At 39.1% G+C, this 25,490-nt stretch carries 27 protein-coding genes; 6 read left to right on the top strand and 21 right to left on the bottom strand.

Annotated features, from left to right (window positions below; genetic code table 11):
- Positions 1–47 precede the first annotated feature (47 nt).
- Positions 48–725 (top strand): ComF family protein, encoded by a 678-nt coding sequence (locus tag H5126_RS16080; RefSeq protein ID WP_182720107.1) that lies wholly within the window; start codon positions 48–50, stop codon positions 723–725.
- Between the two features lie 223 nt (positions 726–948).
- Here H5126_RS16080 and H5126_RS16075 read toward each other — a convergent pair whose 3' ends face one another.
- Positions 949–3,504, bottom strand: coding sequence for a M14 family zinc carboxypeptidase (locus H5126_RS16075; RefSeq protein ID WP_182720108.1), 2,556 nt, complete (start codon positions 3,502–3,504; stop codon positions 949–951).
- Between the two features lie 146 nt (positions 3,505–3,650).
- On the opposite strand from H5126_RS16075, the gene nfuA reads away from it, so the two are divergent.
- Together nfuA and H5126_RS16065 are read left to right on the top strand one after the other, a co-directional pair.
- Complete coding sequence (nfuA, locus tag H5126_RS16070) at positions 3,651–4,226, top strand: Fe-S biogenesis protein NfuA (RefSeq protein WP_002959571.1); 576 nt, start codon at positions 3,651–3,653, stop codon at positions 4,224–4,226.
- A 9-nt stretch (positions 4,227–4,235) separates the two neighbouring features.
- Complete coding sequence (locus H5126_RS16065) at positions 4,236–4,505, top strand: hypothetical protein (RefSeq protein ID WP_002959572.1); 270 nt, start codon at positions 4,236–4,238, stop codon at positions 4,503–4,505.
- 9 nt (positions 4,506–4,514) lie between these two features.
- Here H5126_RS16065 and H5126_RS16060 read toward each other — a convergent pair whose 3' ends face one another.
- Positions 4,515–5,786, bottom strand: coding sequence for an MATE family efflux transporter (locus H5126_RS16060; protein ID WP_182720109.1), 1,272 nt, complete (start codon positions 5,784–5,786; stop codon positions 4,515–4,517).
- 42 nt (positions 5,787–5,828) lie between these two features.
- On the opposite strand from H5126_RS16060, the gene H5126_RS16055 reads away from it, so the two are divergent.
- On the top strand, positions 5,829–6,866 hold the full coding sequence (locus tag H5126_RS16055) for a polysaccharide deacetylase family protein (protein ID WP_182720110.1): 1,038 nt from the start codon (positions 5,829–5,831) through the stop codon (positions 6,864–6,866).
- Here H5126_RS16055 and H5126_RS16050 read toward each other — a convergent pair.
- The 13 genes from H5126_RS16050 to H5126_RS15990 all read right to left on the bottom strand — a co-directional run bounded on the left by H5126_RS16050 (position 6,856) and on the right by H5126_RS15990 (position 18,939).
- A complete protein-coding gene (locus H5126_RS16050; protein WP_024596107.1) occupies positions 6,856–7,887 on the bottom strand; it encodes a chemotaxis response regulator protein-glutamate methylesterase in 1,032 nt (343 codons plus the stop codon). The two genes, H5126_RS16055 and H5126_RS16050, sit on opposite strands and share 11 nt — an antisense overlap.
- Positions 7,888–7,895: 8 nt before the next feature.
- Positions 7,896–8,513, bottom strand: a complete 618-nt coding sequence (cheD, locus tag H5126_RS16045; protein ID WP_039489124.1) for a chemoreceptor glutamine deamidase CheD — start codon at positions 8,511–8,513, stop codon at positions 7,896–7,898.
- Positions 8,503–9,327, bottom strand: coding sequence for a protein-glutamate O-methyltransferase CheR (locus H5126_RS16040; RefSeq protein WP_033020851.1), 825 nt, complete (start codon positions 9,325–9,327; stop codon positions 8,503–8,505). The genes cheD and H5126_RS16040 overlap by 11 nt, the downstream gene beginning before the upstream one ends.
- Positions 9,328–9,410: 83 nt before the next feature.
- Positions 9,411–11,717, bottom strand: a complete 2,307-nt coding sequence (locus H5126_RS16035; RefSeq protein WP_182720111.1) for a methyl-accepting chemotaxis protein — start codon at positions 11,715–11,717, stop codon at positions 9,411–9,413.
- 45 nt (positions 11,718–11,762) lie between these two features.
- Positions 11,763–12,248, bottom strand: a complete 486-nt coding sequence (locus tag H5126_RS16030) for a chemotaxis protein CheW (RefSeq protein WP_002959588.1) — start codon at positions 12,246–12,248, stop codon at positions 11,763–11,765.
- Entirely contained in the window at positions 12,245–14,335 is a 2,091-nt protein-coding gene (locus H5126_RS16025; protein ID WP_182720112.1) for a chemotaxis protein CheA, read from the bottom strand. The genes H5126_RS16030 and H5126_RS16025 overlap by 4 nt, the downstream gene beginning before the upstream one ends.
- Positions 14,336–14,345: 10 nt before the next feature.
- Positions 14,346–14,708, bottom strand: coding sequence for a response regulator (locus tag H5126_RS16020; RefSeq protein WP_007584956.1), 363 nt, complete (start codon positions 14,706–14,708; stop codon positions 14,346–14,348).
- Between the two features lie 8 nt (positions 14,709–14,716).
- A complete protein-coding gene (locus H5126_RS16015) occupies positions 14,717–14,989 on the bottom strand; it encodes an STAS domain-containing protein (RefSeq protein ID WP_002959595.1) in 273 nt (90 codons plus the stop codon).
- A 151-nt stretch (positions 14,990–15,140) separates the two neighbouring features.
- Positions 15,141–15,758: an SCO family protein gene (locus H5126_RS16010; protein ID WP_182720113.1), complete on the bottom strand. Its 618-nt coding sequence runs from the start codon at positions 15,756–15,758 to the stop codon at positions 15,141–15,143.
- Positions 15,755–16,684 carry a heme o synthase gene (gene cyoE / locus H5126_RS16005; RefSeq protein ID WP_182720114.1) on the bottom strand — a complete coding sequence of 310 codons (930 nt, stop codon included), beginning with the start codon at positions 16,682–16,684 and terminating at the stop codon, positions 15,755–15,757. The genes H5126_RS16010 and cyoE overlap by 4 nt, the downstream gene beginning before the upstream one ends.
- 12 nt (positions 16,685–16,696) lie before the next feature.
- Positions 16,697–17,686, bottom strand: a complete 990-nt coding sequence (locus tag H5126_RS16000) for a heme A synthase (RefSeq protein ID WP_024595086.1) — start codon at positions 17,684–17,686, stop codon at positions 16,697–16,699.
- A gap of 28 nt (positions 17,687–17,714) precedes the next feature.
- On the bottom strand, positions 17,715–18,209 hold the full coding sequence (locus tag H5126_RS15995) for a hypothetical protein (protein WP_024595087.1): 495 nt from the start codon (positions 18,207–18,209) through the stop codon (positions 17,715–17,717).
- Entirely contained in the window at positions 18,199–18,939 is a 741-nt protein-coding gene (locus H5126_RS15990) for an SURF1 family protein (protein ID WP_182720115.1), read from the bottom strand. The genes H5126_RS15995 and H5126_RS15990 overlap by 11 nt, the downstream gene beginning before the upstream one ends.
- 14 nt (positions 18,940–18,953) lie before the next feature.
- Here H5126_RS15990 and H5126_RS21670 point away from each other — a divergent pair, with 14 nt between their 5' ends.
- Positions 18,954–19,262: a DUF2909 domain-containing protein gene (locus H5126_RS21670; RefSeq protein WP_182693455.1), complete on the top strand. Its 309-nt coding sequence runs from the start codon at positions 18,954–18,956 to the stop codon at positions 19,260–19,262.
- Here the strand turns inward: H5126_RS21670 and H5126_RS15980 are convergent.
- The 5 genes from H5126_RS15980 to lexA all read right to left on the bottom strand — a co-directional run bounded on the left by H5126_RS15980 (position 19,165) and on the right by lexA (position 24,441).
- Positions 19,165–20,040, bottom strand: a complete 876-nt coding sequence (locus tag H5126_RS15980; RefSeq protein ID WP_002959610.1) for a cytochrome c oxidase subunit 3 — start codon at positions 20,038–20,040, stop codon at positions 19,165–19,167. The two genes, H5126_RS21670 and H5126_RS15980, sit on opposite strands and share 98 nt — an antisense overlap.
- A 35-nt stretch (positions 20,041–20,075) precedes the next feature.
- Positions 20,076–20,606 (bottom strand): cytochrome c oxidase assembly protein, encoded by a 531-nt coding sequence (locus tag H5126_RS15975; RefSeq protein ID WP_182693454.1) that lies wholly within the window; start codon positions 20,604–20,606, stop codon positions 20,076–20,078.
- Positions 20,606–22,198 carry a cytochrome c oxidase subunit I gene (gene ctaD, locus H5126_RS15970; RefSeq protein ID WP_182720116.1) on the bottom strand — a complete coding sequence of 531 codons (1,593 nt, stop codon included), beginning with the start codon at positions 22,196–22,198 and terminating at the stop codon, positions 20,606–20,608. The genes H5126_RS15975 and ctaD overlap by 1 nt, the downstream gene beginning before the upstream one ends.
- Entirely contained in the window at positions 22,198–23,340 is a 1,143-nt protein-coding gene (gene coxB / locus H5126_RS15965; protein WP_182720117.1) for a cytochrome c oxidase subunit II, read from the bottom strand. Before coxB ends, ctaD begins: the two co-directional genes overlap by 1 nt.
- Before the next feature lie 483 nt (positions 23,341–23,823).
- Positions 23,824–24,441: a transcriptional repressor LexA gene (gene lexA, locus H5126_RS15960; RefSeq protein ID WP_024595093.1), complete on the bottom strand. Its 618-nt coding sequence runs from the start codon at positions 24,439–24,441 to the stop codon at positions 23,824–23,826.
- 167 nt (positions 24,442–24,608) lie between these two features.
- Between lexA and H5126_RS15955 the strand changes: the two genes are divergently transcribed.
- Positions 24,609–25,049 (top strand): PaaI family thioesterase, encoded by a 441-nt coding sequence (locus H5126_RS15955; RefSeq protein ID WP_149603343.1) that lies wholly within the window; start codon positions 24,609–24,611, stop codon positions 25,047–25,049.
- Here H5126_RS15955 and H5126_RS15950 read toward each other — a convergent pair whose 3' ends face one another.
- Positions 25,050–25,430 carry a hypothetical protein gene (locus H5126_RS15950; RefSeq protein ID WP_024595094.1) on the bottom strand — a complete coding sequence of 127 codons (381 nt, stop codon included), beginning with the start codon at positions 25,428–25,430 and terminating at the stop codon, positions 25,050–25,052.
- Positions 25,431–25,490 lie beyond the last annotated feature (60 nt).

Below are 25,490 nucleotides of genomic sequence, written 5' to 3'. Positions count from 1 at the left end.
CTCATCATAACGTTTAGAAAGGCGATTGCAATGCAAGGAGCGAGTCTGTGAAACAAGCCGTTTTAAATTGGTTATTTCCCTCTTATTGCGTGCAGTGTCAAAGCTCGATTACGACCTCTTTAGGGCTATGTGATTATTGCCTTGAAGATTTACCATTGTTTGATTTTAGTAAGCATACGAGTTTATTGCATCGACCTGATATTATTGAGATGTTTCCTAATTGCGAGTTTGATAAATTATTTGCATGCGCTTTTTATCAGCCTCCCTTTGAGCATTGGCTTAAAAGGCTAAAATTTAATAATCAAATTCATTATAAAAAGGCATTGCAGCAAATTATACAAAAACAGTTAACGCAGTTTTTTGAGCAAAGCCCTAACTTGCCAGATACCTTTATTATTTTACCTCTTCATAAAAGCCGCTTTATTACTCGTGGATTTAATCAGGTAAGCCAAGTTTGGCAACCCTGTTTAGCTAATTACGCCCCACTAAGTAATGTTCTTATTCGCGATAAAAAAACACAAGCTCAGTCGGAGCTATCCAAAGCAAAGCGTATAAGAAACTTAAAAAATGCCTTTATTTGTACACAGGATATGGCCGGTAAAACAGTCGCTATTGTTGATGATGTGATGACGACAGGGGCAACATTAAACGCAGCTACTAGTGCACTAAAACAAGCAGGCGCTAAACAAGTGTGGGCTTTTACAACTTGCTTAACGCCTATTTAATTATTAAAAAGTATTAAACCAATCCGCAATAATACTTAATCATTTTGCGGGGCTAAACGTGTCGCTACCTGTGTTAAAAAATTCTCATTTACGACTGCATGGATGCAGAAGGTAGAGCAATGCAGAAGAAATTGCCGAGAACAACTAAATAGCGAATTTTTTGCCTAGCTATCAACGCGTTTTTCCATCCTCAAAATAGATTACTTAATTAAGCGAATTGGTATTATTCGCCATTTGCACGAAACGTATGACCAAAAAATAACGCATTGCTTAGTAGTCGACTAGTCCCATACCAGTAACCCCTAAATACAGGGTCGTCAGTCATACCAATCACAGTGCCTCGTCCATATGAGTGCGCAATTAAGCCAGCACCACCAGCAACTTGATCAACATTAACGGCATCAGTAAAACCCGCTAACAATGGGTTTTTAGTGTAGGTAAGTACATTTACGAATGGCGCATCGGAAACTTCTAGCAACCAAGTACTGTTTTTGAATACGGGCAATGTATTGCGCTTAAGTGAAAATGTAAGCGGATGAGTTAAATCTACATTAGTATTAAAAATAGCACCTGCAATACGTTGACGTCCTGCTAAATGGTCCTTATCGGCGTAGCTTAAACCTTTTGTTTTAAATGCACTTGCTACATCTTGGCGTGATAGATAGCTTGCTTTAAGTAATTGCTGATCAGCTAAAAATTTAGCACCGCCTTTATGGCCCCAAATAACGCCGCCTTTTCTTACCCAGCTTTTTATAGCCACTTTGTCGGTATCAGATAAGCTGTTGTAGTTACCATGAGCAAGTACTATATGGCTGTAATTACTGAGTTCAATAGAGTTTAAACGCTCCATTTCAACAATTGTTGGCGCAACACCTACAAAGCGATCGAGGTAATACCATACTTCCCCAGCTTCGTACTGGCTTACGCCTTTACCACCTACCAATAATACTTTTGGCTCGCTAACAACCGCCATTGTACGAGACCCTAAATCGGCTCCTTTGCTTGTAAGACCTGAGTTAATAGGCTTGATTGCAATTCCAAACTCGTTTTGTGCTTTATTTAATATTCCAACCCAATCATTATTCGTTTGTAAGCCTGCTGGCACAATAATACTACCAGCATCAAAGCTTACTTCACTTGAGTTTGATTTGGCTGTTAATGGGCTTAGCGCTACACGCGCTTTAATACCTTGCTTTAAAAGGCTGTTTAGCATTTTAGGTGCTAGGTAATCATCCCACGAAAAGCCAAACGCATAGCCTTGCTCAAGTGAAGCAAAAGAAGGTTTTACCGCTTTTTGCCACGGTGTACTTGCAACCTCTAAACCCCAACTGCTTTTTACTTTTGCAAAAGGTAAGTTAAACGCATGCGCTAAAGTCCAGCCAGATACGTCATAAAAGGTGTTATCAGCAAAGTTTTTTTGCTCGCTAAAAATAGCTTTTATTAGGCGGTACTGTGGCTGGGCTAAGGGCACAAAGTAACTATTGGTTGTATAGTTGTTGCCATTTGCCTTGAGTGATTTAGTAAGCGAAAAAGCATCTATTTGATGTTGTTTCAACAACCCTAAAAAATCTTTAATACGAGTGTTGTCATCCGCGCCCTCAATTACATAACCTTCAAAGCTTTCATCACTGGCTAAATCAGTAGCTTGATTATAAAACTTAGCTTGGTAATCAAGTAATGCTTGGCGGTTATCAACAGCGGCTTTAAAGGTAGATAAACTCGTTAATAGTTGATTTTTAATAGTAAAGGGAAAGCTCAAAGGTCCATTTATAGTGTCTTGGATATGCCCGCGAGAACTTGCTTGCTCAAATAAAATACCTACACCACCATTTACGTCGGGATAAGTTGAGCCTTTACCGTAATAGAAGTCGTCAAAGCTTTCTTCGGTAAAGTACAGTGCGTTGTTTTCATCTAACGTTTTTGCGTGATAGTTAGCAATCGCTTTAGTTAACGTTACATTTTCATCCGGTGTTATTGGGTGTTTACGACTAGGGATACCTGGCTGAAAAAAGTAACTGCTGTTTGGTCCCATTTCATGAAAATCTGTTAAAACATTTGGTTTCCACTGATGAAATTTAGTAATACGCGCGCGCGATTCAGGATGTTGTAGTAATAACCAGTCACGATTTAAATCAAACCAGTAATGATTGGTACGACTGCTTGGCCAGTTTTCAACATGTTCACGAGTTTTAGGGTCGCTTGATAAATTCATACCTCGGTTACTGTTGGCCCAATTAGCAAAGCGCGCTAAGCCATCTGGGTTAAGTGAAGGATCGAGTAAAATAACCGTGTTGTTTAATAGCTCATCTATTTCAGTACCTTGTGCAGCAGCTAAATAATATGCCACCAGCAAAGATGAGTTACTACCTGATGACTCATTACCATGCACACTGTATCCCATCCATACAACGGCAGGCTGTTTTGTAGAATTAGCATCTGATCCATCGTTACTTAAGCGTGCTAAGTGAGCTTGGCGTGTCTGCTCTATGCTTGATAACTTATCAGCTGCTGTAATTGTTAGCATGACAAGGGGGCGTTGTTCATGTGTGCGGCCAATCACTTCAAAATTTATACGGTCGCTTTTATCAGCAAGTATTTCCATATAACGTACGAGCTGATCATGTCTCACGTGCCACTCTCCTACTTCGTAACCGAGTACTTGCTCAGGAGTAGGAATTGAAGGGTCAAATTTTACATCTTGTTCAAAATAATACGAAAGTGGCTTAGCTACACTTGAAAAGCTAAGCAACACCACCATTAATGTTAATACCAAACGCATATAAATCACTCAAAAAATGTTCGTTGTTTGCACGCTACCATTGCTTAAAATAGATGCCAACTTTTTACGCTCAACACTAGCCGCAACACGATGAGCGGAGTATGATACGCAGTATCCGAGTAATTTAGTCAAGTATAGATGGTTTTATGATTTCTATTTCCGAAACAGCGCAAGCGCATTTTGCTAAACTATTAGCAGATCAATCACAACAAACCAATATTCGTGTGTTTGTTGTAAACCCTGGTTCATCACAAGCGGAATGTGGTGTGTCTTATTGTCCAGAAGACGCTGTAGAAGCGAGCGATATTCGCCTAAACTTTAACGGTTTTGATGCCGTTGTAGATGCAGAAAGTGCTCCATTTTTAGAAGAAGCTGAAATCGATTTTGTTACCGACAAAATGGGTACTCAGTTAACGCTAAAAGCACCAAATGCAAAGGCGCGTAAAATAGGTGACGATGCATCGTTAAACGAACGTGTACAGCACATGCTAGAAACCGAAGTAAATCCACAACTTGCTAACCACGGTGGTCAAGTAAGCCTTGTTGAGATTACAGCTGCAGGTATAGCTATACTTCAGTTTGGTGGTGGTTGTAACGGTTGTTCTATGATCGATGTAACACTAAAAGAAGGCATTGAAAAAGAAATGATAGCTAAGTTTGAAGAAATCACCGGTGTTGCTGATATAACAGAGCACGAAGCGGGCGATCACTCTTACTATTAGGCCTTGTAAATGCTAAAGCAGCTTATCTATCGCTTAGGGAGCAATCCTAAGCTGAGCTTAAAGCGCTTTTTTCGCGGCTTAGCACTGTTTGTGCTAGCCGTGATATTCATATCTATTGGGTATTACACCCACTACAGCTTACAAATAATTGGCGTTATAATTTTACTCCCCGCATTATTTTTTGCCGGTTGGGGCTACTGCGGTATTTTTGCTAATCGTTTTTCACAAGTTTTAAAAGATATGGGCCCTAAACACCATGACCCCGATCTCTGGAAATAAACCATTTATTTAATCTAATAGCTGATTATTTATTTTTAAGTGGTGATATTTAATTATTAATGTAACCCCGCGCATTAACATAAAACAGCTCATAGCCAGCCATAACCCGTTATTTTGCAAGTCTATAAACACCCAAAACACACCAAAAAAGCCAACTCCAGCTGAAAGTATCATACTGTTACGCATGTTCTTTGCTCGCGTAAGCCCTACAAAAACACCATCAAACAAAAAGCAACTCATGGCCAAAATTGGTAATACTATTATCCATGGTAAATAATACGTTGCCTCTTGAATAACCTCTGGCACATTGGTTAAAAGCTTGATTATGGTGTTGCCAAATAATGCAAAAAATAGGCTATATAACACACCAAAAAGCATACCCCAAAATACGCTTATTTTAACCCACAGCTCTATGTTTTTAACACTTCCTTGGCCTTTCGCTTGCCCTACTTTTGCCTCAGAGGCGTAAGCAACGCCATCAAGAGCAAAGCTCACCAACATTAAAAAGTTAAGTAAAACAGCATTAGCAGCTAATGTGGTTTCGCCTATACGCGCCGCGTAAAATGTCATAAAACTAAAGCATAATTGCAGTATTAAAGAGCGAATAAATATATCTCTATTCAAACTCAATAATTCAGCCATTTTGCTAATACTCAACCAATTCGGTACATTTAGATCAATGTCTTGTTTTTTAGCTAGTTTAGCCACTAAAAACAGTGCAAATACTAGTGCTGTATAGTCAGCAATAAGTGACGCCCATGCAGCGCCTGCAACTGCCCAATCTAAATAAACAACAAAATAAATATCGAGCACTATATTAACGATATTAGTGACGAGTAATAAATAAAATGGACCTCGACCATAATGCACACCGAGCATCCAACCCAGTAACACTAAATTACATAATGCTGCTGGAGCACTAAAAATACGAATGCTAAAATACTGATAAGCTTGGTTAAGTACGTCGCCATTGGCTGCGGAGAGGTAAGCAATAGCGTGCTTTATTAATGGGGATAACACAATTAATAGCACGGCCACTGCGCTTGCAAGCAATAGGCTTCGTTTAAGTAAAGCGGCAAGTTGGGTTAAATCGTTTTTTCCGTATGCTTGTGCCACGAGTCCCGTGGTGCTCATTCTTAAAAAACCAGCAAGCCAAAATAAAATAGATATAACTGCAGAGCCAAGGGCAATTCCAGCTAAGTAATGAGCGCTTCCTAAGTGCCCAATTACAGCAGTATCAACAATTCCTAACAACGGCACTGTGATATTTGATAGTATCATCGGACCCGCTAACAACAGCAAGCTTTTATGGTGTGCCTTATTATGTATAAGAAATTGTTTCATTTAGTGTTATTTATCCTCATTAGTGTATCTGTACGGGCTCAAGCAGCCATTATTTTACAGTATCATCATGTTAGTGAAACCCTACCCGCTGTCACGAGCGTTAGCGCCAATACATTTGCGGAGCACTTAAGCTATTTAAAAGAGCACAACTTTAACGTTATTCCTCTTAATGAGTTAATTAGCGCGCTTCAACAAGGTGAAACTTTACCTGATAAAACTCTCGCCATCACCTTTGATGATGGCTATAACAATAACTATGAACAAGCCGCACCTATTTTAGAAAAGTTTGGCTACCCGTACACTATCTTTGTAAATCCTAAATTAATAGACGAAGGTATGAGTTACGTAATGGGGTGGGATAAGCTCAAAGAATTATCTAAAAAAGGGGCATTAATAGCCAATCATAGCGGACAACATGATTACTTACACCTTAAGCTTGAAAACGAAACCGATGCACAATGGCAATCACGTATTAAGCAAGATATTCTTAACTCTCAAAAGCGCATAAAAGAAGAAATAGGCCACGACTATAAATACTTAGCATACCCGTATGGTGAGTTTAATAACGAGCTGCAAGCACTCGTGACAGAGCTTGGTTTTGTGGGTATTGGCCAGCACTCAGGCGCTGTAAATAAAGATTCTAATTTTAGCCGCTTGCCGCGTTTTCCTGCATCAGGCTTTTACAGCAAGCTAGAAACCCTTATTACTAAGCTCAACTCACGCGCGTTTAATATCACCAATTTAACTTATCAAGATAGCGTTACACAGCAAAATCCACCCACGCTCACAATGGAATTTAAGATGGGTGATTTTCATAAGAGCCAATTTGCCTGTTATGTATCAAGCGTAGGCCAAGCAGATTTAAAATGGATAACTAAAAATACTGTCGAAATCACCTCACCAAAGGTGCTTAATAAAGGGCGTTCTCGTTTTAATTGCACGGCCCCTTCTATTTCAAGCCCTGGCGATTACTTTTGGTTTTCGCAGCCTTGGGTAATTGAAGCATCTAAACCTTAACGGCCTGATGTAAAAGCCGCTGGGTTATTTTATCCAGCGCAACTATCTCGTCAGCTGCATTTAGCTCAGCAGCTGCTTTAGGCATACCCCATACCACAGACGAATACTCATCTTGAGCCAAGGTATGTGCTCCGTTTTGTTTTAGTGCAAGTAAACCTTTTGCGCCATCACTCCCCATTCCTGTTAGTATGGCTGCAACTACGTTTTTAGCCCCAGTTTCAACTAATGAGTTAAACAACACATCTACCGCAGGTTTATGTCTGTTCACCGGCTCGCCATCATCAAGCTGGCAATACAAGCTAACACCTCGTTTTTTAATACTTAAATGAAACCCACCCGGTGCTATATAAGCCCAGCCTGCGCTAAGCTTATCGCCATGTTCAGCTTCTTTCACATTTATCGTGCATGTACGATTCATTCGCTCAGCAAATGAAGCGCTAAACACAGGAGGAATATGCTGAGTAATTACAATTGGCGGGCAATTTTGTGGCATTTTAATAAGCACTTCTTTTATAGCCTCAGTCCCCCCCGTTGAAGCACCTATCGCTATTACTTTATTAAGTAAAAACTGAGAATGAGTATTAATAGGCTCATTTGTGACGACCGTTTTTTTATAGCTTCTTACTCTTGCTCCAGCTGCTATTCGCACCTTTTGTTGGACAAGTGATGCATATTGGCTCAATTGCTCTCTTACGTTATTAGTGGGCTTAGCTATAAAATCAACAGCTCCTAATTCGAGTGCTTCTAGTGTGATAGGAGAGCCTTTTTGTGTCAGTGTTGAAATCATCACTACTGGCATTGGTCTTAATCGCATTAGGTTTTTTAAAAAACTAATACCATCCATTTTTGGCATTTCTACGTCGAGCGTTAATACATCAGGACTGAGTTTTTTTATCATTTCGCGAGCTTCATAGGGGTCCTCTGCGCTCCCCACTACTGTAATGTCTTTAGCTTGTTGTAATATTTCAGTGAGTAAACGCCTAATTAAAGGGGAGTCGTCAATTATTAATACTTTAATCATGCATACTCCTAAAACAGCTCTATATCGGTTACTACTTCTTGCTTTTTAAGGTTTTGTAAGTAACGGACTTCGCGTTTTTCAATCGTATTATTATGTAGGTTTTTAAGTTTTTTCATGTGAACTTTACCGGTGTTCGGATGAAAAAATATTTTTCGCGGCCACGGGCCCCCCATATCATGGGCAACTAGATTTAATGCCTCTTCTTTAATATACGCTGCTGCAAAACTAATATTACCCAGCCCTATATCAGTCATCGCACTAATAATTTTCCCCCCGCCAAAAAGTTTTACTTTCAGGTTACACCGAGACGCGCCATTTTTTAAAACTTCGTTTATAAGATACTCCATAGCCCAATTACCGTAGCGACAACTTAAACTATGCGCATTTTTAAGTTCTACTCCCTTTTGAATTGGTAACATAAAGTGATTCATCCCGCCAATACCAAGTACTTCATCGTATACACAAGCCGCAATACACGAACCCAGAACTGTAGAGATCAGTTCATTATTTTTAGAAACATAAAACTCACCCGGAAGTACTTTAGCAACAACGCTACCTCGGCCCGAATCCCAATATCGTTTAATATGTTCAAAGTTAGGTAATACCGGCCTAAACTCAGCGTGCATTTTGTCCCTTTTGGTACATAGTTTTCCCTAAGTTTTTGAATTGCGAATGCTCTTTACCCATACTTTCTGAGTGACCTAAAAACAAATAACCTTGTTCATTTAATATATTGGCGTAACGCTTAAAAAGCTGATCTTTTGTTTCTTTATCAAAGTAAATAACAACATTACGACATAAAATAAGATCAAATGATCCTTTCATTGGCCAGTCTTGTAATAAGTTTAAACGCTTGAAAGAAATAGACTCTTTTAGTTTATCTCTAACTTTATAATTTTCACCGTCTTTGCTTTTTAAAAACCAACGCTTAAGTTGCACGTCATCTAAGCCATTAACATTCGCTGCGGTGTAAATACCTTTTTGTGCTTTTGCCAATACATTAGAATCTAAATCGGTTGCTAGTATTTTTACATCCCAATTGCTCGGAAATGCGTTATTTAAAGTCATCGCCAAACTGTAAGGCTCTTCCCCTGTGGAGCAACCTGCAGACCAGATTCTTACTCGCTTACTGTTTTTATTTGCCTTTAAAAGAGCAGGTACAAGCTCAGATTTTATAAATTCAAAGTGATGTATTTCACGAAAAAAAGACGTTAAGTTCGTTGTTATTGCATTAATAAAGGCATCAAATTCCTGATCTTTATGGCTATTTAAATACTCTAAGTAAGCTTTAAAATCAGTTAATTTACGCTCCCTAATACGTCTTGCTAAGCGTGAATAAACCATCTCTCGCTTATGATCCCCTAATACAATTCCACATGCGCTGTAAACTAAACTGGCAATTTCCTTAAAGTCGCGGTCGGTACACAAAAACTCTTTCATTGTCCGCTCCCAATTAAACCTAACGCTAACAAGTAGTGCCTCGCTGTAACTATTTATTAGACGAGGCATAAAAAGGCTAAATATTAAAACTCTTCCCACTCATCAGCTGAGTCTACAAAGTTATCGCCCCTTGGCTTATTACTCACAAAACGACTTTGCGGCTTATGAGATAGTTCAGGGGTTCGCATAGTTGATGACATCATTGTCATCTCTTGCTGATCTACTGAGAAAAAGTTAAGTAATCGGCGCATCTCATTAGCTTGCTCAGCCATAGACTCACCAGCAGCAGAGGCTTGCTCTACTAGAGCGGCATTTTGTTGCGTCATTTCGTCCATTTGAGAAATAGCTTTGTTAACTTGCTCAATACCCGCACTTTGTTCTTCAGATGCCTCCGTAATATCAGAAATCATTTGCGTCACTCTTTGCACCGACACAACAATCTCTTTAAGTGTAGCGCCCGACTCATTAACTAATTGAGAGCCATCAGCTACTTTGCCTACACTATCTCGTATTAACTCTTTAATTTCTTTCGCTGCGCCCGCAGAGCGCTGCGCTAAATTACGAACCTCACCTGCAACAACCGCAAAGCCTCGACCTTGCTCACCCGCTCTTGCTGCCTCTACAGCGGCATTAAGCGCTAATAAATTCGTTTGAAACGCGATTTCGTCTATTACACCGATAATATCTGCAATTTTTTTGCTCGACTCATTAATTGCCGACATGCTCGTAACTGCTCTATTAACAACTTCACCACCTTGAATCGCTTTTTCACAGGTTTCTTCTGCCAAGTCGTTTGCTACTTTTGCGTTATCAGCATTTTGACGAACGGTACTGGTCATTTCCTCCATACTTGAAGCTGTTTCTTCAAGTGACGAGGCTTGCTCTTCTGTACGTTGGCTTAAATCAGCATTACCTTGAGAAATTTCTTCTGCACCACTGGCTACTAACGTTGCCGATGAATTTATGCGATTAATCACTTCTGTTAATTTATCTGCCGTAGCATTTGCGTCGCGTTTAAGTTTATCAAATGAACCTTTGTATTCTTTTTCAATACGTTTTGATAAATCACCACTTGCCATCGCATCGAGCATATTGCCAGTGTCGGCAACGGCATCATCAACTATTTTAACTAAGCTATTTAATCCTTGAGCCAAACGTAAAAAGAACCCTTCCTTCCCATCTTCCGCAACTCTTGTATCTAATTCGCCCTTACCTGCAGCACCAATAAGCTCAGCGATTTCTTTTTCAAGCGCAACTTCATTGGTTCTATCTTCCCACTCAACAATGGTGCCTAAATGCTTTCCGTCTTGACTGATCCAAGGTGAAGCAATCAAGGTAAAAGTGACACCTGCTAACAGTAGCTCGGCTTTATAGGGCTTATCTAGGTTTTTTAATAAATCACGTTGATGATTAGGGTGCTTATGAAAATCATCAACACAGGTGCCAATTAAATTATCAACAGAAAAGCTTGGCAATACGGTTTGTAATTCTTTTTCGCGGACTTTTAGCATTTGCTGAACACGGTCGTTCACAAATACTATTTTAAGGTTTTCATCAGCAATCATTACGTTTGCTTGGCAAACTTTAAGCGCATTTGCTAAATCGGCTGCTTTGCGAGATGCCTTTTCAAGCTCTTTTTGTTCAGTAATATCAGATGCATATTTAATCACTTTAAACGGCTTGCCGTTCATATCATAAATTGGATTATAAGATGCTTGGATCCAAACCTCCTGACCCTGCTTTCCTATTCTTAAATATTCCCCTGAATCAAATTCACCGCGACCTAGTTTGGCCCAAAATTCTTTATATTCGATACTATTTGCAAGTTCGGGATCAATAAAAAGCCTATGGTGCTGACCTTTAATCTCGCTAAGTTGATAGCCAAGCGCATTTAAAAAGTTATCATTGGCATCAATAATAGTGCCATCTAAATTAAATTCGATAACCGCTTGAGATTTACTTATAGCACTAATTTGCCCTGAAGCTTCTGCTGTTATTAACTTTTGCTCAGTCACGTCGGTGGCAAACTTAACTACTTTTAATACTTGCCCTTGCTCATCAACAATTGGGTTATAAGTTGCTTGGATCCATACCTCAGTTCCACCTTTAGCATTACGCTTAAACTCATCTGAGATAAACTCGCCATTACGCAGGCGTTGCCAAAAGTTTTTATAATCGTTGCCCTGAGCTTCATCTGGGTCAACAAACATCGAGTGATGCTGACCTTGAACCTCCTCAAGACGATAGCCCATCGCGTTTAGAAAATTCATATTTGCAGTAATTATTTTTCCGTTAGGTTCAAATTCAATCACCGCTAATGATTTATTCAATGCGTCTACAATTAAATCATTACTTGATTTTGACTGCTTTGGATTACTAAACCATCCCATGCTCATCACCACCTTTAAGTTTATTATTCATTTAGTTTCTATTTGCTAAATATTCATTGTTTTTTGCAGGTCAATTAGCGCTACCATTTTTTCACCAACATTCACCAACCCAGCTACATATTCACAATTACTCGATTCAGACAAACTAGGAACCGCTTTCGCATCTTGCTCCGCAATACTGTAAACATCAGAGACGGCATCAACAGCAACACCTATAATTTTACTACCTAGTTCAAATTCTATTTTGACAACGATAACCACCGTTAATGGTCCATAGTCGACACTTGGTAATCCAAAACGCAACCGTAAATCAATAATTGGCACTATTGTTCCGCGTAAATTAATAACGCCTTTTACAAATTCAGGTGCATTGGGCAGTACTGTAATTTCTTCCCAACTGCGAATTTCTTGTACTGTTAAAATATCAACGCCATATTCTTCATCAGCCATAATAAAAGTTAAAAACTGTTTTACACCTTGCTGTTGCTGAAGATTTAATTGGTTACTTAACTGGCTTTGATCTGAGCTCATAACGCCTCCAAAGTGGCTTGCGTTTCAATAGTTAGTTCTTGGCTACCTGGCTTTTTTAAGCCTGAGAGCTTTATTAAGCCGCTAATGTCCACAATCAGCGATACACGCCCATCTCCTAAAATGGTAGCACCCGATACGCCATCCACTTTATGGTAGTTTGCCTCTAAACTTTTAATAACAACCTGCTGTTGAGACAGTAAATCATCAACTAATAAACCCACCTTTTGGTTATCTGTTTCTACAACAACAAGCAGCGTTTTATCGAGTGATTCAATAGCATTTTTATGATTAAAAATATCGTAGAGTCTTAATATAGGAATGTATTCGTCTCGAAGCCTCAATACATCAAGGCTTTTACCCACTCGACTCACTTTTGCAATATCAATTTGCAGTGACTCCACAATAGAAATGAGCGGAATAATATAAGTATGCTGAGCCACCTTAACTAATTGCCCATCTAAAATAGCGAGAGTAAGGGGTAATCTAATAGTAAACGTAGAACCAACACCGGGCGCTGAGGTTACTTCCACTGAGCCATTTAATGATTGGATATTTCGCTTAACAACATCCATCCCAACTCCACGACCAGATAAGTCACTTACCTCATCCATTGTCGAAAAGCCGGGCATAAAAATAAGCTCATTTATTTCATCGTCACTGAGATGGTTATCAGCTGAGATTAATTCGTTAGCGATGGCTTTTTCTTTTATTTTTTTTGTATTTAACCCTTGCCCATCATCCATTATTTCAATAACGATGTTTCCACCCTGATGAAATGCATTTAAGGTTACTGTGCCAACGGGATCTTTACCTGCCGCCAGTCTTTGCTCAACAGTCTCTAACCCATGATCAAGTGAGTTTCTTACTAAATGCACCATAGGGTCAGATATTTTTTCCATTACTGTTTTATCAAGCTCGGTTTGCTCTCCGATCAGCTTTAGCTCAACCTGCTTATTTAGCTTTTGTGCTATATCTCGTACTAATCGAGGAAAACGACTAAATACAAAATTAATTGGGAGCATACGAATACGCATCACATTTTCTTGTAAATCACGCGTATTATGTGCAAGTTGTGCTAAGCCTTCTTGTAGTAAAGTGATTGTGGCTGGTGTGATTTCTTGTTCGCTGAGTTGATTTAGCATGGCTTGTGTAATAACAAGTTCACCTACCATATTTATTAACGAATCAACTTTATCAATGCCAACACGTATAGAGGTAGACTCTGGTGTACTTGCAGGTTTTTTATCTTTATTAGCAACGGGTTGCTGTGGCTTACTTGGTAACTCAGCTACTTTTATTGAATCTGGTTCTTCAAGCTCAACAGCTTTAGGTATCTCATCTTGATTAGGTTGTATTGGCTCATCATTGCCAAATAAGCCGCCACATAATTCAACTTTTATGTCGGCATCGTCTTCTACCCATTCAAATACTTCTTTTATGGCTTTTTCATCATGGCTAGTATCTAAAAAAAAGCGCCAATGTAAAAAGCATTCATCACTGCTCAAATCTGTAATTTCTGGAACTTCATCGTAAAATACTGTGGTTTCTAACTCACCTAGCTCTTCAAGCTCACTGATCATATACAGTGGCTCGTTTCCTGTTTTAAATAAATGATGATGAGGTTTAAAGTCTATTTGATAGGTATTACTACTTGTTTGCTCGCCAAAGCTTTGAGGTTTATTTTCTTGTGTTTCGTTTTTCATTCCAAGTACATGTTCAAATTGTACTTTTAACAAATCTGCCTCAGTTAAATCTGGCTCTTGCTCACCTTGAAGTGCAGCAAGTAAAGCGCGCAAGCAATCCACAGCTTTGAGTAATAAATTAACATGCTCGGTACTAAGCTCTCGTTCACCTTGGCGAATTTGATCTAGTAATGTTTCAAGTACATGAGTAAAGTCAGCAACGGAGCTAAAACCAAATGTCCCACTGCCTCCTTTTATTGAGTGAGCAGCTCTAAAAATAGTGTTGATAGTTTCTAAATCTTCCTCACCTGGCACTAAGTTTAATAGCTCAGCCTCCATGGTATCTAGGCCTTCAAAACTCTCTTCAAAGAAAACTTCAAAAAATTGACTTAAATCTATACTCACACTGCGCTCCTTAGCGAATAACTTTTTTAATTACCGCTAGTAGCTGATCGGGATTAAATGGTTTTACAATCCAGCCTGTTGCACCAGCAGCTTTACCCTCTATCTTTTTTTCTAAGCCCGACTCTGTAGTAAGCATTAGTAATGGTGTAAATTTATAACTCGGTAAAGTACGCAGCTCTCGTATTAATGTAATTCCATCCATTATTGGCATGTTTACATCTGAGATCACGGCATCAAAATCTTGTTGCTTGGCAATAGCGAGAGCTTCACTGCCATCCTTAGCTTCGGTTACATCAAACCCGGCCGTTTTTAATGTAAAGCTCACCATTTGACGCATCGATGCTGAATCATCAACCGCTAAAATTCTTTTCATATATACCCCTAACTTTTACTTTCGGTTGTTAAGTATTGGCTTAAGCCAAGTTTATTAATTGTATGCGTTAAGGCCTCGCTACTGCCTACCCATATTATTTTGTGCTGTATAGTAAGTAGGTGTTTTTGTAAGGCGCATAAAAGTTGAATTGAGGCAGTATCAGCAGAAATCACATCGTTAATATCAAGACAGATATCATCGTTGCTATTGAGTTCGTGCAGTAAATCTTGATGTAGTGTTTCAACTTGCGTAATAGCAAGTTCGCTTGGAAGTTTTAGCATTTAGTAGGTGCATTCCCTGTCAATTCAATTCATAACAAAAGCTTAGCCCTAGTTATTAAAATTGCCATAAAATGCTTAATTAAATTTAAATCATCGTTAAAAAACAAAAAAAGGAGCCTAAAGCTCCTTTCAAATTAGTAAAAAGTAAAAACTAGTTTTTGTAGTAATCAGCTATTTTTTTAAACTCTTCAGTTAAAGTAGTCGCATTAATTAATGGCACACTACCTTGTTTAAATTCTGGTTTAAAAATAGCTCTAACGGCTCCATTTTGATCAACCATAGCGACCGAGGCACTATGATCAACAGCATATTCTGATTCACTACTATCGCTAATGGCGTAAATTAAACCAAGCTCTCTAACAACAGGAAAAAGGTGTTTATGTTCCCCTGATACAGCTAAAAAGTCAGGGTTAAAGTAATCTATGTATTGCTTTCGTTTAGCTGGCGTATCGCGTTTTGGATCAACCGATAAAAACCAAACTTGCAGCGGATAATCTGCTTGTAAATTTTTATAAACAGCATTTAACTTAGCAAGTGTTAATGGGCAAATATCTGGACAGCTTGTGTAGCCTAAAAATACTAAATTCCACTGTCCTACAAATTGTTGCTTAGTCACTAATTCGCCGCGCTGATCGTTTAACGTAAAATCAGACAATGGCTTTGCATTTTCGTAAACTAATGCATCTACATCTGGTGGACTATTTTCATTTGAACATGCTGATAAAAACAAAACAAAAACAACAATTAATCCAAGCCATAACTGCTTCATAAAGGGAGCCATTTATCTATAAATAAGATTACAAAGAGTACCATTAAATGAATAATCGAAAAACGAAATAAGTCCATTGCAGTCTCATCATTTCCAGCAATTTTTAATTTGACGGCTTTATATATAAACACTGCATTTAATACACACGCACCTATTAAATATATTAATCCAGACATACCAATTAAATAAGGTAATACGCAAACTACAGCGAGTAAAACGGAGTAGGCAACGACGCACGTTTTACAAAAGTCGATTCCATGGGTTACTGGTAACATAGGAATTTTAGCGCGTTCATAATCACTTTTTCGTGCTATAGCCAGTGCCCAAAAGTGTGGTGGGGTCCAGGTAAATATTATCATTACGAGTAACCAAGGGGCTGCTGCCATTTGGTTTGTTTCTGACACCCAACCTAATAATGGAGGCATTGCGCCAGCCAACCCACCTATAACAATATTTTGCGGTGTAGCACGCTTTAAAAATGATGTATAAACAAATGCATAACCTACCAATGCAAATAACGTTAATATAGCGGTTAAGGTATTAGCCCACACCATTAGCATAATAAAACCAGCAACCCCAATAACAGCTGCAAAACTAAGCGCATGTGTTTTACTTAAACGCCCTTTAGCCACAGGACGATGACGAGTCCTTGCCATTTTTGAGTCTATCTCACTATCAACCACATGATTAATAACCGCTGCAGCAGCAGAAAGTAGCCCTATACCTAACAAACTAATAAACTGTACGACCATACCGCGCCCTACATCGGGAGCCAGTGCTAAACCAACCCAAGCTGTTAGCACCAGCATAGCTACCACTTTAAATTTACTAATTGCTAAGTAGTCTTGTAGCAAATTATGAGTACGCGAAATTAGCGATTGAGCATTAACGGGTAGCAGTATTTTTTTATCAATTATAAGTGCCATTATATTTCCCCTTTATGTGCGTGATTTTAGGTAATAACACAACCTAACCATGCTTAGTAATAGTATGGCAGCCATCAAGTTATGCGCCAGTGCAACTCCCAACGGAATATGCCAATGTACTAAAATAAGCCCTAAGCTAATTTGGCAAAGCAGGGTAAGCAATACGCTCACCACGCAATTTTTAATTTTTTTAGAGTACGCTTGGCTGTATATTTTCCACATAATTAGCGCCAGAACGATGCAAGTAACCAGTGCCCAAATGCGGTGTAATAAATGAATAGACATACGCGCTTGCTGCGATAACACACCAAATTCATAATTACTGTGCTCAAGTGGTAATTGAAATACGCTACTCAATGAAAACGGTTGTGCGTAATTACACAATGGCAAACCACTACAATGAGGAGCGGCGTAATTTGCAGCCAGCCAACCACCAAGTGCAATTTGGATAATCAATACACTGAGCGCTACTAAACTTAAACCAAAATAGCGTTTTGCGCCGCTATCACCACCCATAATAGGTTTTGCGGTTAGCCGTAAATATAAAAGCGTTATAAGTGACAAAATACTAAAGCCACCTAATAAGTGGCCCATTACAATAAGCGGCTGAAGGTTCATGGTTACTGTCCACATACCAAGGGCAGCCTGAAACACCACTAGTAGAAGTAAAGCCAAAGGCAATTTAACTGGCGTAGTTGGATATTGGCGCTTTAAAAAAGCCAACACAAATAAACCTAAAATAAGTAAACCTAAAGCACCTGCAAAGTAGCGATGAATCATTTCTTTCCACGCTTTTGCGGTTTCGAACATCATATCGGGGTAGCTTTGAGCTGCTAAGGCGATGTCAGCCTCATGCTTAGGTACCGTTAAAAAGCCATAACAACCAGGCCAATCGGGGCACCCTAATCCTGCATCACTTAAGCGGGTGTACGCACCTAAAGCAACTACAATCAAAGCGAGTAATCCTGTTATTAATACTAAGTTTTTATAATTTTTATACATCAGATACTCCAACTTAAGCTCAACTTAATTAGCTAGAACGAGAATAGTTAAGTAATTTTTTTAGATCTTTTAATAACCCTTTTTGTACTAAACGGTTTTCTTGTGGCTCGACCTTAAAGGGATATTCAAGTACCACTAACCCCATATGATCAATTAAATATAAACTTGCAGGGTTTAAACTCTGTTGTTCGGTAATAATTTTCCATGGTAGATTTTTATTGTCGGGGCTTCCCATTACAGCCATATCAACCTTGCCTTGGTTTTTACCTAGTGCCACATATAAGTTATTAAGTGCATTGAGCTGTTCGCTGCATGGGGTGTTACATTCGTTTGAATAATTAAGTGCGATAGTCCATTGTTTGGGATTATTTTGCGGCCAATTTTTAAGTTTTATTTCTTGGCTTAAAAACTCGCCATTATTAGTAATTGCAGTAGGCAACCAATCAAACTTTAATGCGCCATATGCCAAAATTAATGGGATAGCGCAGCAACCCACAAACAACAAAAGGGGATTATTTTTCATTATGTGTCCTTTTTTTACTCGCAAAAATAGCCACAACAGCACATGCAACAGCAATTAAAAACCATTGCAAAGCGTAGGCATTATGCTTTTGAGGGCTCATAACAACGGCCTCATAATGAGGTGTTGCAATCTCATCACCAGTACCTTGTCTGTAAGCCATAAAATTAATTAATGATTGCTGGCTTTGAGTGCTCAGCATATTCAAGTCGATAGATTGGATTCTTGTAGGTAAGTCGTTATTTGTCGTTTTATCTTCAAGCGTAAAGCTACTTAAGTTATTTTCTTTTATTTGCGCTTTAAGAATAAAAACACCTGTAGGCAGAGTAACCTTTGGCAGTGCATCTCTAGATATAGGCGCTTTTACCCATCCTAAATTAACTAAAATCACTTTTTCTTCGGTGTCAGGCTTTAGTAAAGCAAGTAGGTCGTACCCTACTTGTCCGTTATAAACTTGATTATCTAAAAGCCAATATTGGTTTTGTACAAACCGCCCTTTTAACTCAACCAATACACCAGTTTTGTTCCAGCTATCAGGCAAGTTAAGTAATTGAGACCAGCTCATCACACCACGAGTCTGTTGCTTAGCAATGGCGGTTAGTTGTTGCTGCTTTTGCTCACCTCGCTCCAACTGCCAAAACCCCAATCGCACACACACAAGTACAACAACCACAACCATACAAAGTGTGATTAGTGAGCTAAGCTTTTGTTTGTGCCATAAAACTAACTGCATAAAGGGTCAACTCAGTGATTATTAAAATTATTATCGTACTGTTGTTAATATTTATACTTTTTAACTTATTTAGAGCATTGTTTATTATGGTGTCAGGGAAAACAGGGGGACGACCTATGTCTCACTTTTTAGGTCGTCGCGTATTGTTTTCGTTCGTTGTTTTAATTGTTGTTATTGCAGCGCTTAAACTTGGTTTTATTAAAGCAAATAATTCGCCAATAAACGCTACAGCACATATACAAATACAAACAAACACAGCCACACCACATCAACAAAGTGCCAATACCAAGCAGCTGCTTGAAAAGCAAAGTGCTTATCTTTAGTAAAGTGCCCTTTTAATATCCGTAAAAATATTACAAATAAAAGTACGGTTCCTAGCGTTACATGCATGCCATGAAAACCAGTTAACAGAAAGAACGTATTACCGTAAATACCCGCATCTAGCGTTAGATTAAGGTCATTATATGCATGCATGTACTCCTCAACTTGCAGCCCTAAAAAGCAAACACCCAGTAAAATAGTAGCGCCTAAAAAAACCTTAAGTGGAGTACGTTTATTGTTTTCCATCGCTACGTGGGCAAAATGTAAAGTAACTGAGGAAGTAAGCAGTATTAAGGTATTTATAAGTGGTAAGCCTTGCCAGCCCATAGCCTGAGTAGTTTCGCCAGCAGGTGTTGAAACTAGCGGCCAAACAGCTTCAAAAGTTGGCCATAAAACCTCGTTAGTCATTGCATTATTGCCTGCACCTCCAAGCCAAGGTACCGACAATACGCGTGCATAAAAAAGCGCACCAAAAAAGGCCATAAAAAACATAACTTCAGAAAAAATAAACCAGCTCATACCTTGTCTAAAAGAGCGATCCATTTGTGCTGAGTACAAACCTTGGTCCGATTCACTAATTACATTTTTAAACCAGCTAAACAACATATACACAAGCACAGCAATACCGGCATAAAGCAGATAAACCCCGCTACCACCTTCTTTACCTACACTCATAACAGTCAAGCCTGCCCCTACTGCAATAAAAAACAATGCAACTGCACCTACAATAGGCCACGGGCTTTGCTCAGGTACGTAATAATGCTCATATTCTTGATTCATTTTATTTACTCCTAGTTTCACACTAGTTTAAAAAGCTAGTTATTACTTGCCACCAGCTGTTCACTAATATCAAATACGGTATAAGATAAAGTTAATTCTTCAATGTCGCTTGGCAATGCGGTATCAACATAAAAAAGTAATTTAAATTCAAGTTCTTCACCTGCTTTTAGAGGTTGCTGATCAAAGCAAAAACAAGCTATTTTATGTAAATACTTTGCCGCTTTACCTGGCGAGACTGATGGTACAGCCTGCATTACTTTATCTAGATTGCTGTTATTTTTAGCACTAAACATTACTTCACGCATTGCACCGGGTTTTACCACTACACTGTATTCTTTTGATTTAACTTTAAACGGTGCACCACTTTGTGCGTGAGTAGTAAAGCTAACGCCGACTTCTCGGTTTTGTACTATTTGTGTACTTTGCTCTGCTTGCTCAAGCGAAGGCTTTCCATTAAGCCCTGTTACATCACAAAACACGTCATACAAAGGTACTAAAGCAAAGGCAAAGGCAAACATGCCTATGCAAATAAGTACCAAACGTTTGAGTAGCGGTGCGTGTGTCATTACTTAATTACCGGCGGCGTAGAAAAGGTATGATATGGCGCTGGAGAGTCAACTTCCCACTCAAGGCCTTCTGCCCCTTCCCATACTTTTGCAGGCACTTTATCACCGCCACGCGCGCATTTAATTACCACAGCTACAAACAACAATTGCGATAAACCAAAGGCAAACCCACCAATACTTATGATTGCGTTAAAGTCGGCAAATTGAAGAGCGTAATCGGGAATTCGACGCGGCATACCAGCAAGCCCTACAAAATGCATAGGAAAAAACAGTACGTTCACGCTCACCAGCGATAGCCAAAAATGCCATTTAGCCAATGTGATATTAAACATATTGCCCGTCCACTTGGGCAGCCAGTAATAAGCCCCCGCCATTATCGAAAATACAGCTCCTGTTACTAATACATAATGAAAGTGCGCCACTACAAAATAAGTATCGTGATATTGAAAATCAGCAGGTGTAATTGCCAGCATCAATCCAGAAAAACCACCCAAGGTAAACAGCACAATAAACGCAATACTAAAAAGCATTGGCACTTCAAAAGTTATTGAGCCTTTCCACATTGTGGCAACCCAATTAAATACTTTTACTCCTGTAGGTACCGATATAAGCATGGTCGCGTACATAAAAAACAACTCGCCAGCGACCGGCATCCCAGTGGTAAACATATGATGAGCCCATACAATAAAGCTCAATAGTGCTATGGAGGATGTGGCGTATACCATTGAGGCATAGCCAAAAAGTTTTTTACGAGAAAAGGTAGGTACTATTGTAGATATAATGCCAAAGGCAGGAAGAATCATAATGTATACTTCGGGGTGACCAAAAAACCAAAAAATGTGTTGGAACATCACCGGGTCGCCACCGCCTGCGGCATCAAAAAAGCTGGTCGCAAAATACTTATCGGTAAGTACCATAGTGACAGCCCCTGCAAGCACTGGCATTACGGCTATTAATAAAAAGGCAGTAATTAACCACGTCCATACAAATAAGGGCAACTTCATCCATGTCATGCCTGGGGCACGTAAGTTCACTATGGTTACAATCACATTGATTGCGCCCATTATTGAGCTAATTCCCATAATATGTACGGCAAATACAAAAAATGCAGTATTGTCATTACTGTATGTTGTGGACAGTGGTGCATAAAAAGTCCAACCAAATGCAGGCCCCCCACCAGGCATAAATAACGATGCCAATAGGATTAAAAACGCAAACGGTAAAATCCAAAAGCTCCAGTTATTCATTCTTGGCAATGCCATATCTGGCGCGCCAATCATGAGTGGTATCATCCAGTTAGCAAGGCCTGTAAAGGCGGGCATAACCGCACCAAACACCATAATTAAACCATGCACTGTGGTCATTTGATTAAAAAAGTGAGGGTCGACCAACTGTAAACCTGGTTGAAATAATTCAGCCCTGATCACCATGGCCATTGCGCCACCAATTAAGAACATGGTCAGCGAAAAAATTAAATATAAACTACCTATATCTTTATGATTAGTTGTGTAAAGCCAGCGTTTAAAACCTTTAGCTGGGTGATGAGCATGATGAGCTTCATTGGCGTTAGGTTGTTCTACTATGCTACTCATTAGTTCGCCTCCACTTTGGCATCAAGTGCTGTCTGTATTTGACTCGGTTGAATAACATCACCCGTATCATTACCCCACGCATTACGTTTATAAGTAATAACCGCAGCTAATTGCTTTATAGATAACTGCTTGGCAAAAGCTTGCATTGCCGTACCGGGTCGTCCATGGATAACTACATTAATGTGATCTTTTATATCGCCAAGCACTATCGGGCTGCCTTTAAGTGCAGGAAATACGCCCGGTAACCCCATGCCAGTAGGTTGATGACATGCAGCACAATTAGCCATATATACTTGTTCGCCTAAAGTCATTAATTCTTCTTTTGGGAGGGTTTTATCAAGTAATGCGGCATCTGCTAATGCTGCTTTTTGTTTAGCCTGCTTTGCATCTGTAAGCCATGTTTTAAAATCAGCCTCAGATTTAGCGACCACCACAACGGGCATAAAGCCATGGTCTTTACCACACAACTCAGCACATTGGCCTCGGTAAGTACCTTCTTCGTTTATGTTCGTCCATGTTTCGTTTATAAAGCCGGGGTTCGCATCTTTTTTAACTGCAAAATCAGGTACCCACCAAGAGTGAATAACATCGTCAGAAGTCATTAAAAATCGTACTTTTTGATTTATTGGCAGTACAAGAGGCTTATCAACCTCAAGTAAGTAGTTAGGATTTTTATCTGCAAGATTCGCGATTTCATCTTGCGGGGTAGATAAAATAGAGTAGAACTCTACATCTTCACCCATATATTCATAATGCCATTTCCATTGCGAACCCGTAATTTTAATAGTGAGATCAGCTTTGCTGGCATCTTCCATTGCAATTAGGGTTTTAGTGGCTGGTACTGCCATAGCAATTAAAATAACAAACGGAATTGCAGTCCAAAGTATTTCTACTTTAGTGCTTTCGTGAAATTGGGCAGGTACAGCCCCTTTAGATTTACGGTGATGAATAAGTGCCCAAAACATAATTGCGAACACTATCACCCCAATCACACAACATATTATAAATATGGTCATGTGCAGCTGATATACATTATTGCTTATATCGGTTACGCCTTTGCGCATATTGTATTGGCTGTTAGCCAAAACTGGGTGCGAAAAAACACATAATATAAGCCACAAGGTAGAGGTCAGTTTACCCATGTGACGGCTCCTTTGATGCTATTGCGAATGCAAAGCGAAGAGGCATACGGCTTAAACGCCAATTCGTTATTTTTATTTTTTTAGCCAATCTAATTTAATATTGATTGGTTTTGCTGCGCCAACAACGGGTTTGTGTATATTGTGTGTTCTCAAAACTAAAAAGCTGTGAGTTATTATTAGCTCAGCACATTAACAATTAGCTAAAAAACGAACAACAAGCAAGTTTTAGTATAAAAAACAACCAGGTGATATTGAATAATTAATAAAAAATCGGTAATCAACTGGGCAACAGAAAGTTCAAAATATGAGCAAGGCAAAGGGGTTTAACGCATTCGGAGGGGGAAAATATAAGTGCAAAAAAGTTTACAGCTTAAATAGTCAGTGGGCTGTTTACGCCCTATTTTTAGTACAAATTTTAAAACAAAAATGCGTACTAGTTAGTACGCATTTATAAAACTGCTTGTTTAAAAGCTATTTTTAAAGTCACATCCAATCAGCGTTTCTTATAACGCCAACGGCTAAGCCTTCAATATTAAAAGACTCATTCTCAAGATCTACTTCAATAGAGTCAAAATCGTCGTTTTCAGCATGAAGTAATACTTTACGACCCGCTTTCTCAAGACGTTTTACAGTTACGTCTTCGTCTAGGCGGGCAACAACAACTTGCCCGTTTTCAGCGGTTTGAGTACGATGTACAGCAAGTAAATCACCATCCATAATACCAATATCTTTCATGCTCATACCGTTAACGCGTAGTAAAAAATCTGCAGCCGGTTTAAACATTAATGGATCGATTTTACAGTGACTTTCAACGTGCTCTTGCGCCAAAATAGGTGAACCAGCAGCAACACGCCCTATAAGCGGTAAACCTAATTGTTCTGGCTCTTCTTCTTCAATTAATTGAATACCACGGCTTGCACCTGGTTTCATTTTAATTGCGCCTTTTTTAGCAAGTGCTTTTAAATGTTCTTCAGCAGCATTGGCACTTTTAAAACCTAATGTTTGCGCTATTTCAGCACGTGTAGGAGGCATACCAGTGTCTTTAATAAAAACTTTAATTAGTTCGAGTATTTGAGCTTGGCGGTTCGTTAATGGTCGCATACAACTGGTTTTCCATACAGTACATTTAACTGTGAGTATATACAGTTAAATAAAAATCGCAAATTTAAATTAAGCCTTAAAATAGCTAAAGTAATTTCACTTGTGTACATTTTAGGGATATAACTAAAGCTAAGTTTATAAATGATTAAAAATGCAAAGGAGACATTATGAGTATTTGGTACCAGCCCATCACCTTAGAGCTGTGCAAGCAGTTAGAACAAGGCATTAATGGCCAAGGAACATTAATGAAAACTATGGGGATAGAAGTCACAGAAATTGGCGATGATTATTTGGTTGCCACAATGCCGGCAATTCCTGAGCATCATAACCCAATGGGCATGGTTCACGGCGGTGCTAACGTTGTACTTGCCGAAACAGTCGCCAGCTATGCCGCTAACTTTGTTGTCGATTTTACTAAATTTTACTGTGTAGGGCAGGAAATTAGCGCAAGTCATTTAAAAGCATCTCGCAACGGCACTTTAACAGCAACGGCTAGAGCGTTTCATATTGGCAAACGTAGTTCAGTATGGGAAATAAAAATTACAAATAGCCGCAATGAGCTGTGCTGCGTATCAAAAATGACCGCAGCAGTCGTAGAGCGAAGATAGTTACTTTTCGATTGGGTAAATGGTAATTTCCATACCCGCACCAATCGCAGATATACGCAATAATGTATCTGCATCTAAGGCTTGATTAAAGCACTTAGGAGAAGTCCCTGATTCAAAACCAATATCAAACGTTCTACGTGAACAGCTTAACCATTGCTTTAGCGCATTACGCGAACACGATTCAATAAGCTCACATATATGGTTTATGGCTTTATCAGGTGTGCTCACCTCACCTGTAGCTTCAATACGCGCTAGTTGACGGTATTCGTCTTTGTCATAATGTAAAATCGTCGCGACTTTTTTCAAGTCCGCCACTAGCAAACTAATATCTTGCTTTGATTCAAGCTCAAGATCTACATTTAAAAATTGAATTTCCGACATCGTTTCGTATTTATCCTCTAATAATTTCATTGCAAACTTTAACGCAGTTTTACCGTTATA

Origin of the sequence: Pseudoalteromonas sp. SG45-3 (assembly GCF_014164075.1) — a bacterium.
Classification (GTDB): Bacteria; Pseudomonadota; Gammaproteobacteria; order Enterobacterales; family Alteromonadaceae; genus Pseudoalteromonas; species Pseudoalteromonas distincta.
Note: the sequence above shows the minus strand (reverse complement) of the source record. Positions and strands in the feature narration are given on the sequence as shown.

Coding starts and splice junctions, on each gene's coding strand:
- H5126_RS15990 (WP_182720115.1), bottom strand. CDS start 18,939: ATGCAGTTAGTTTTATGGCACAAACAAAAGCTTAGCTCACTAATCACA.
- ctaD (WP_182720116.1), bottom strand. CDS start 22,198: ATGAGTAGCATAGTAGAACAACCTAACGCCAATGAAGCTCATCATGCT.
- H5126_RS16075 (WP_182720108.1), bottom strand. CDS start 3,504: ATGCGTTTGGTATTAACATTAATGGTGGTGTTGCTTAGCTTTTCAAGT.
- H5126_RS16015 (WP_002959595.1), bottom strand. CDS start 14,989: ATGCTAAAACTTCCAAGCGAACTTGCTATTACGCAAGTTGAAACACTA.
- H5126_RS16040 (WP_033020851.1), bottom strand. CDS start 9,327: ATGAAAGAGTTTTTGTGTACCGACCGCGACTTTAAGGAAATTGCCAGT.
- H5126_RS15955 (WP_149603343.1), top strand. CDS start 24,609: ATGAGTATTTGGTACCAGCCCATCACCTTAGAGCTGTGCAAGCAGTTA.
- H5126_RS16050 (WP_024596107.1), bottom strand. CDS start 7,887: ATGATTAAAGTATTAATAATTGACGACTCCCCTTTAATTAGGCGTTTA.
- H5126_RS16010 (WP_182720113.1), bottom strand. CDS start 15,758: ATGAAGCAGTTATGGCTTGGATTAATTGTTGTTTTTGTTTTGTTTTTA.
- H5126_RS16020 (WP_007584956.1), bottom strand. CDS start 14,708: ATGAAAAGAATTTTAGCGGTTGATGATTCAGCATCGATGCGTCAAATG.
- H5126_RS15950 (WP_024595094.1), bottom strand. CDS start 25,430: ATGTCGGAAATTCAATTTTTAAATGTAGATCTTGAGCTTGAATCAAAG.
- H5126_RS15995 (WP_024595087.1), bottom strand. CDS start 18,209: ATGAAAAATAATCCCCTTTTGTTGTTTGTGGGTTGCTGCGCTATCCCA.
- cyoE (WP_182720114.1), bottom strand. CDS start 16,684: ATGGCACTTATAATTGATAAAAAAATACTGCTACCCGTTAATGCTCAA.
- cheD (WP_039489124.1), bottom strand. CDS start 8,513: ATGCACGCTGAGTTTAGGCCGGTATTACCTAACTTTGAACATATTAAA.
- coxB (WP_182720117.1), bottom strand. CDS start 23,340: ATGGGTAAACTGACCTCTACCTTGTGGCTTATATTATGTGTTTTTTCG.
- nfuA (WP_002959571.1), top strand. CDS start 3,651: ATGATTTCTATTTCCGAAACAGCGCAAGCGCATTTTGCTAAACTATTA.
- H5126_RS16065 (WP_002959572.1), top strand. CDS start 4,236: ATGCTAAAGCAGCTTATCTATCGCTTAGGGAGCAATCCTAAGCTGAGC.
- H5126_RS16060 (WP_182720109.1), bottom strand. CDS start 5,786: ATGATACTATCAAATATCACAGTGCCGTTGTTAGGAATTGTTGATACT.
- H5126_RS16030 (WP_002959588.1), bottom strand. CDS start 12,248: ATGAGCTCAGATCAAAGCCAGTTAAGTAACCAATTAAATCTTCAGCAA.
- H5126_RS16035 (WP_182720111.1), bottom strand. CDS start 11,717: ATGGGATGGTTTAGTAATCCAAAGCAGTCAAAATCAAGTAATGATTTA.
- lexA (WP_024595093.1), bottom strand. CDS start 24,441: ATGCGACCATTAACGAACCGCCAAGCTCAAATACTCGAACTAATTAAA.
- H5126_RS16055 (WP_182720110.1), top strand. CDS start 5,829: ATGTATAAGAAATTGTTTCATTTAGTGTTATTTATCCTCATTAGTGTA.
- H5126_RS15975 (WP_182693454.1), bottom strand. CDS start 20,606: ATGACACACGCACCGCTACTCAAACGTTTGGTACTTATTTGCATAGGC.
- H5126_RS16000 (WP_024595086.1), bottom strand. CDS start 17,686: ATGTATAAAAATTATAAAAACTTAGTATTAATAACAGGATTACTCGCT.
- H5126_RS15980 (WP_002959610.1), bottom strand. CDS start 20,040: ATGAATCAAGAATATGAGCATTATTACGTACCTGAGCAAAGCCCGTGG.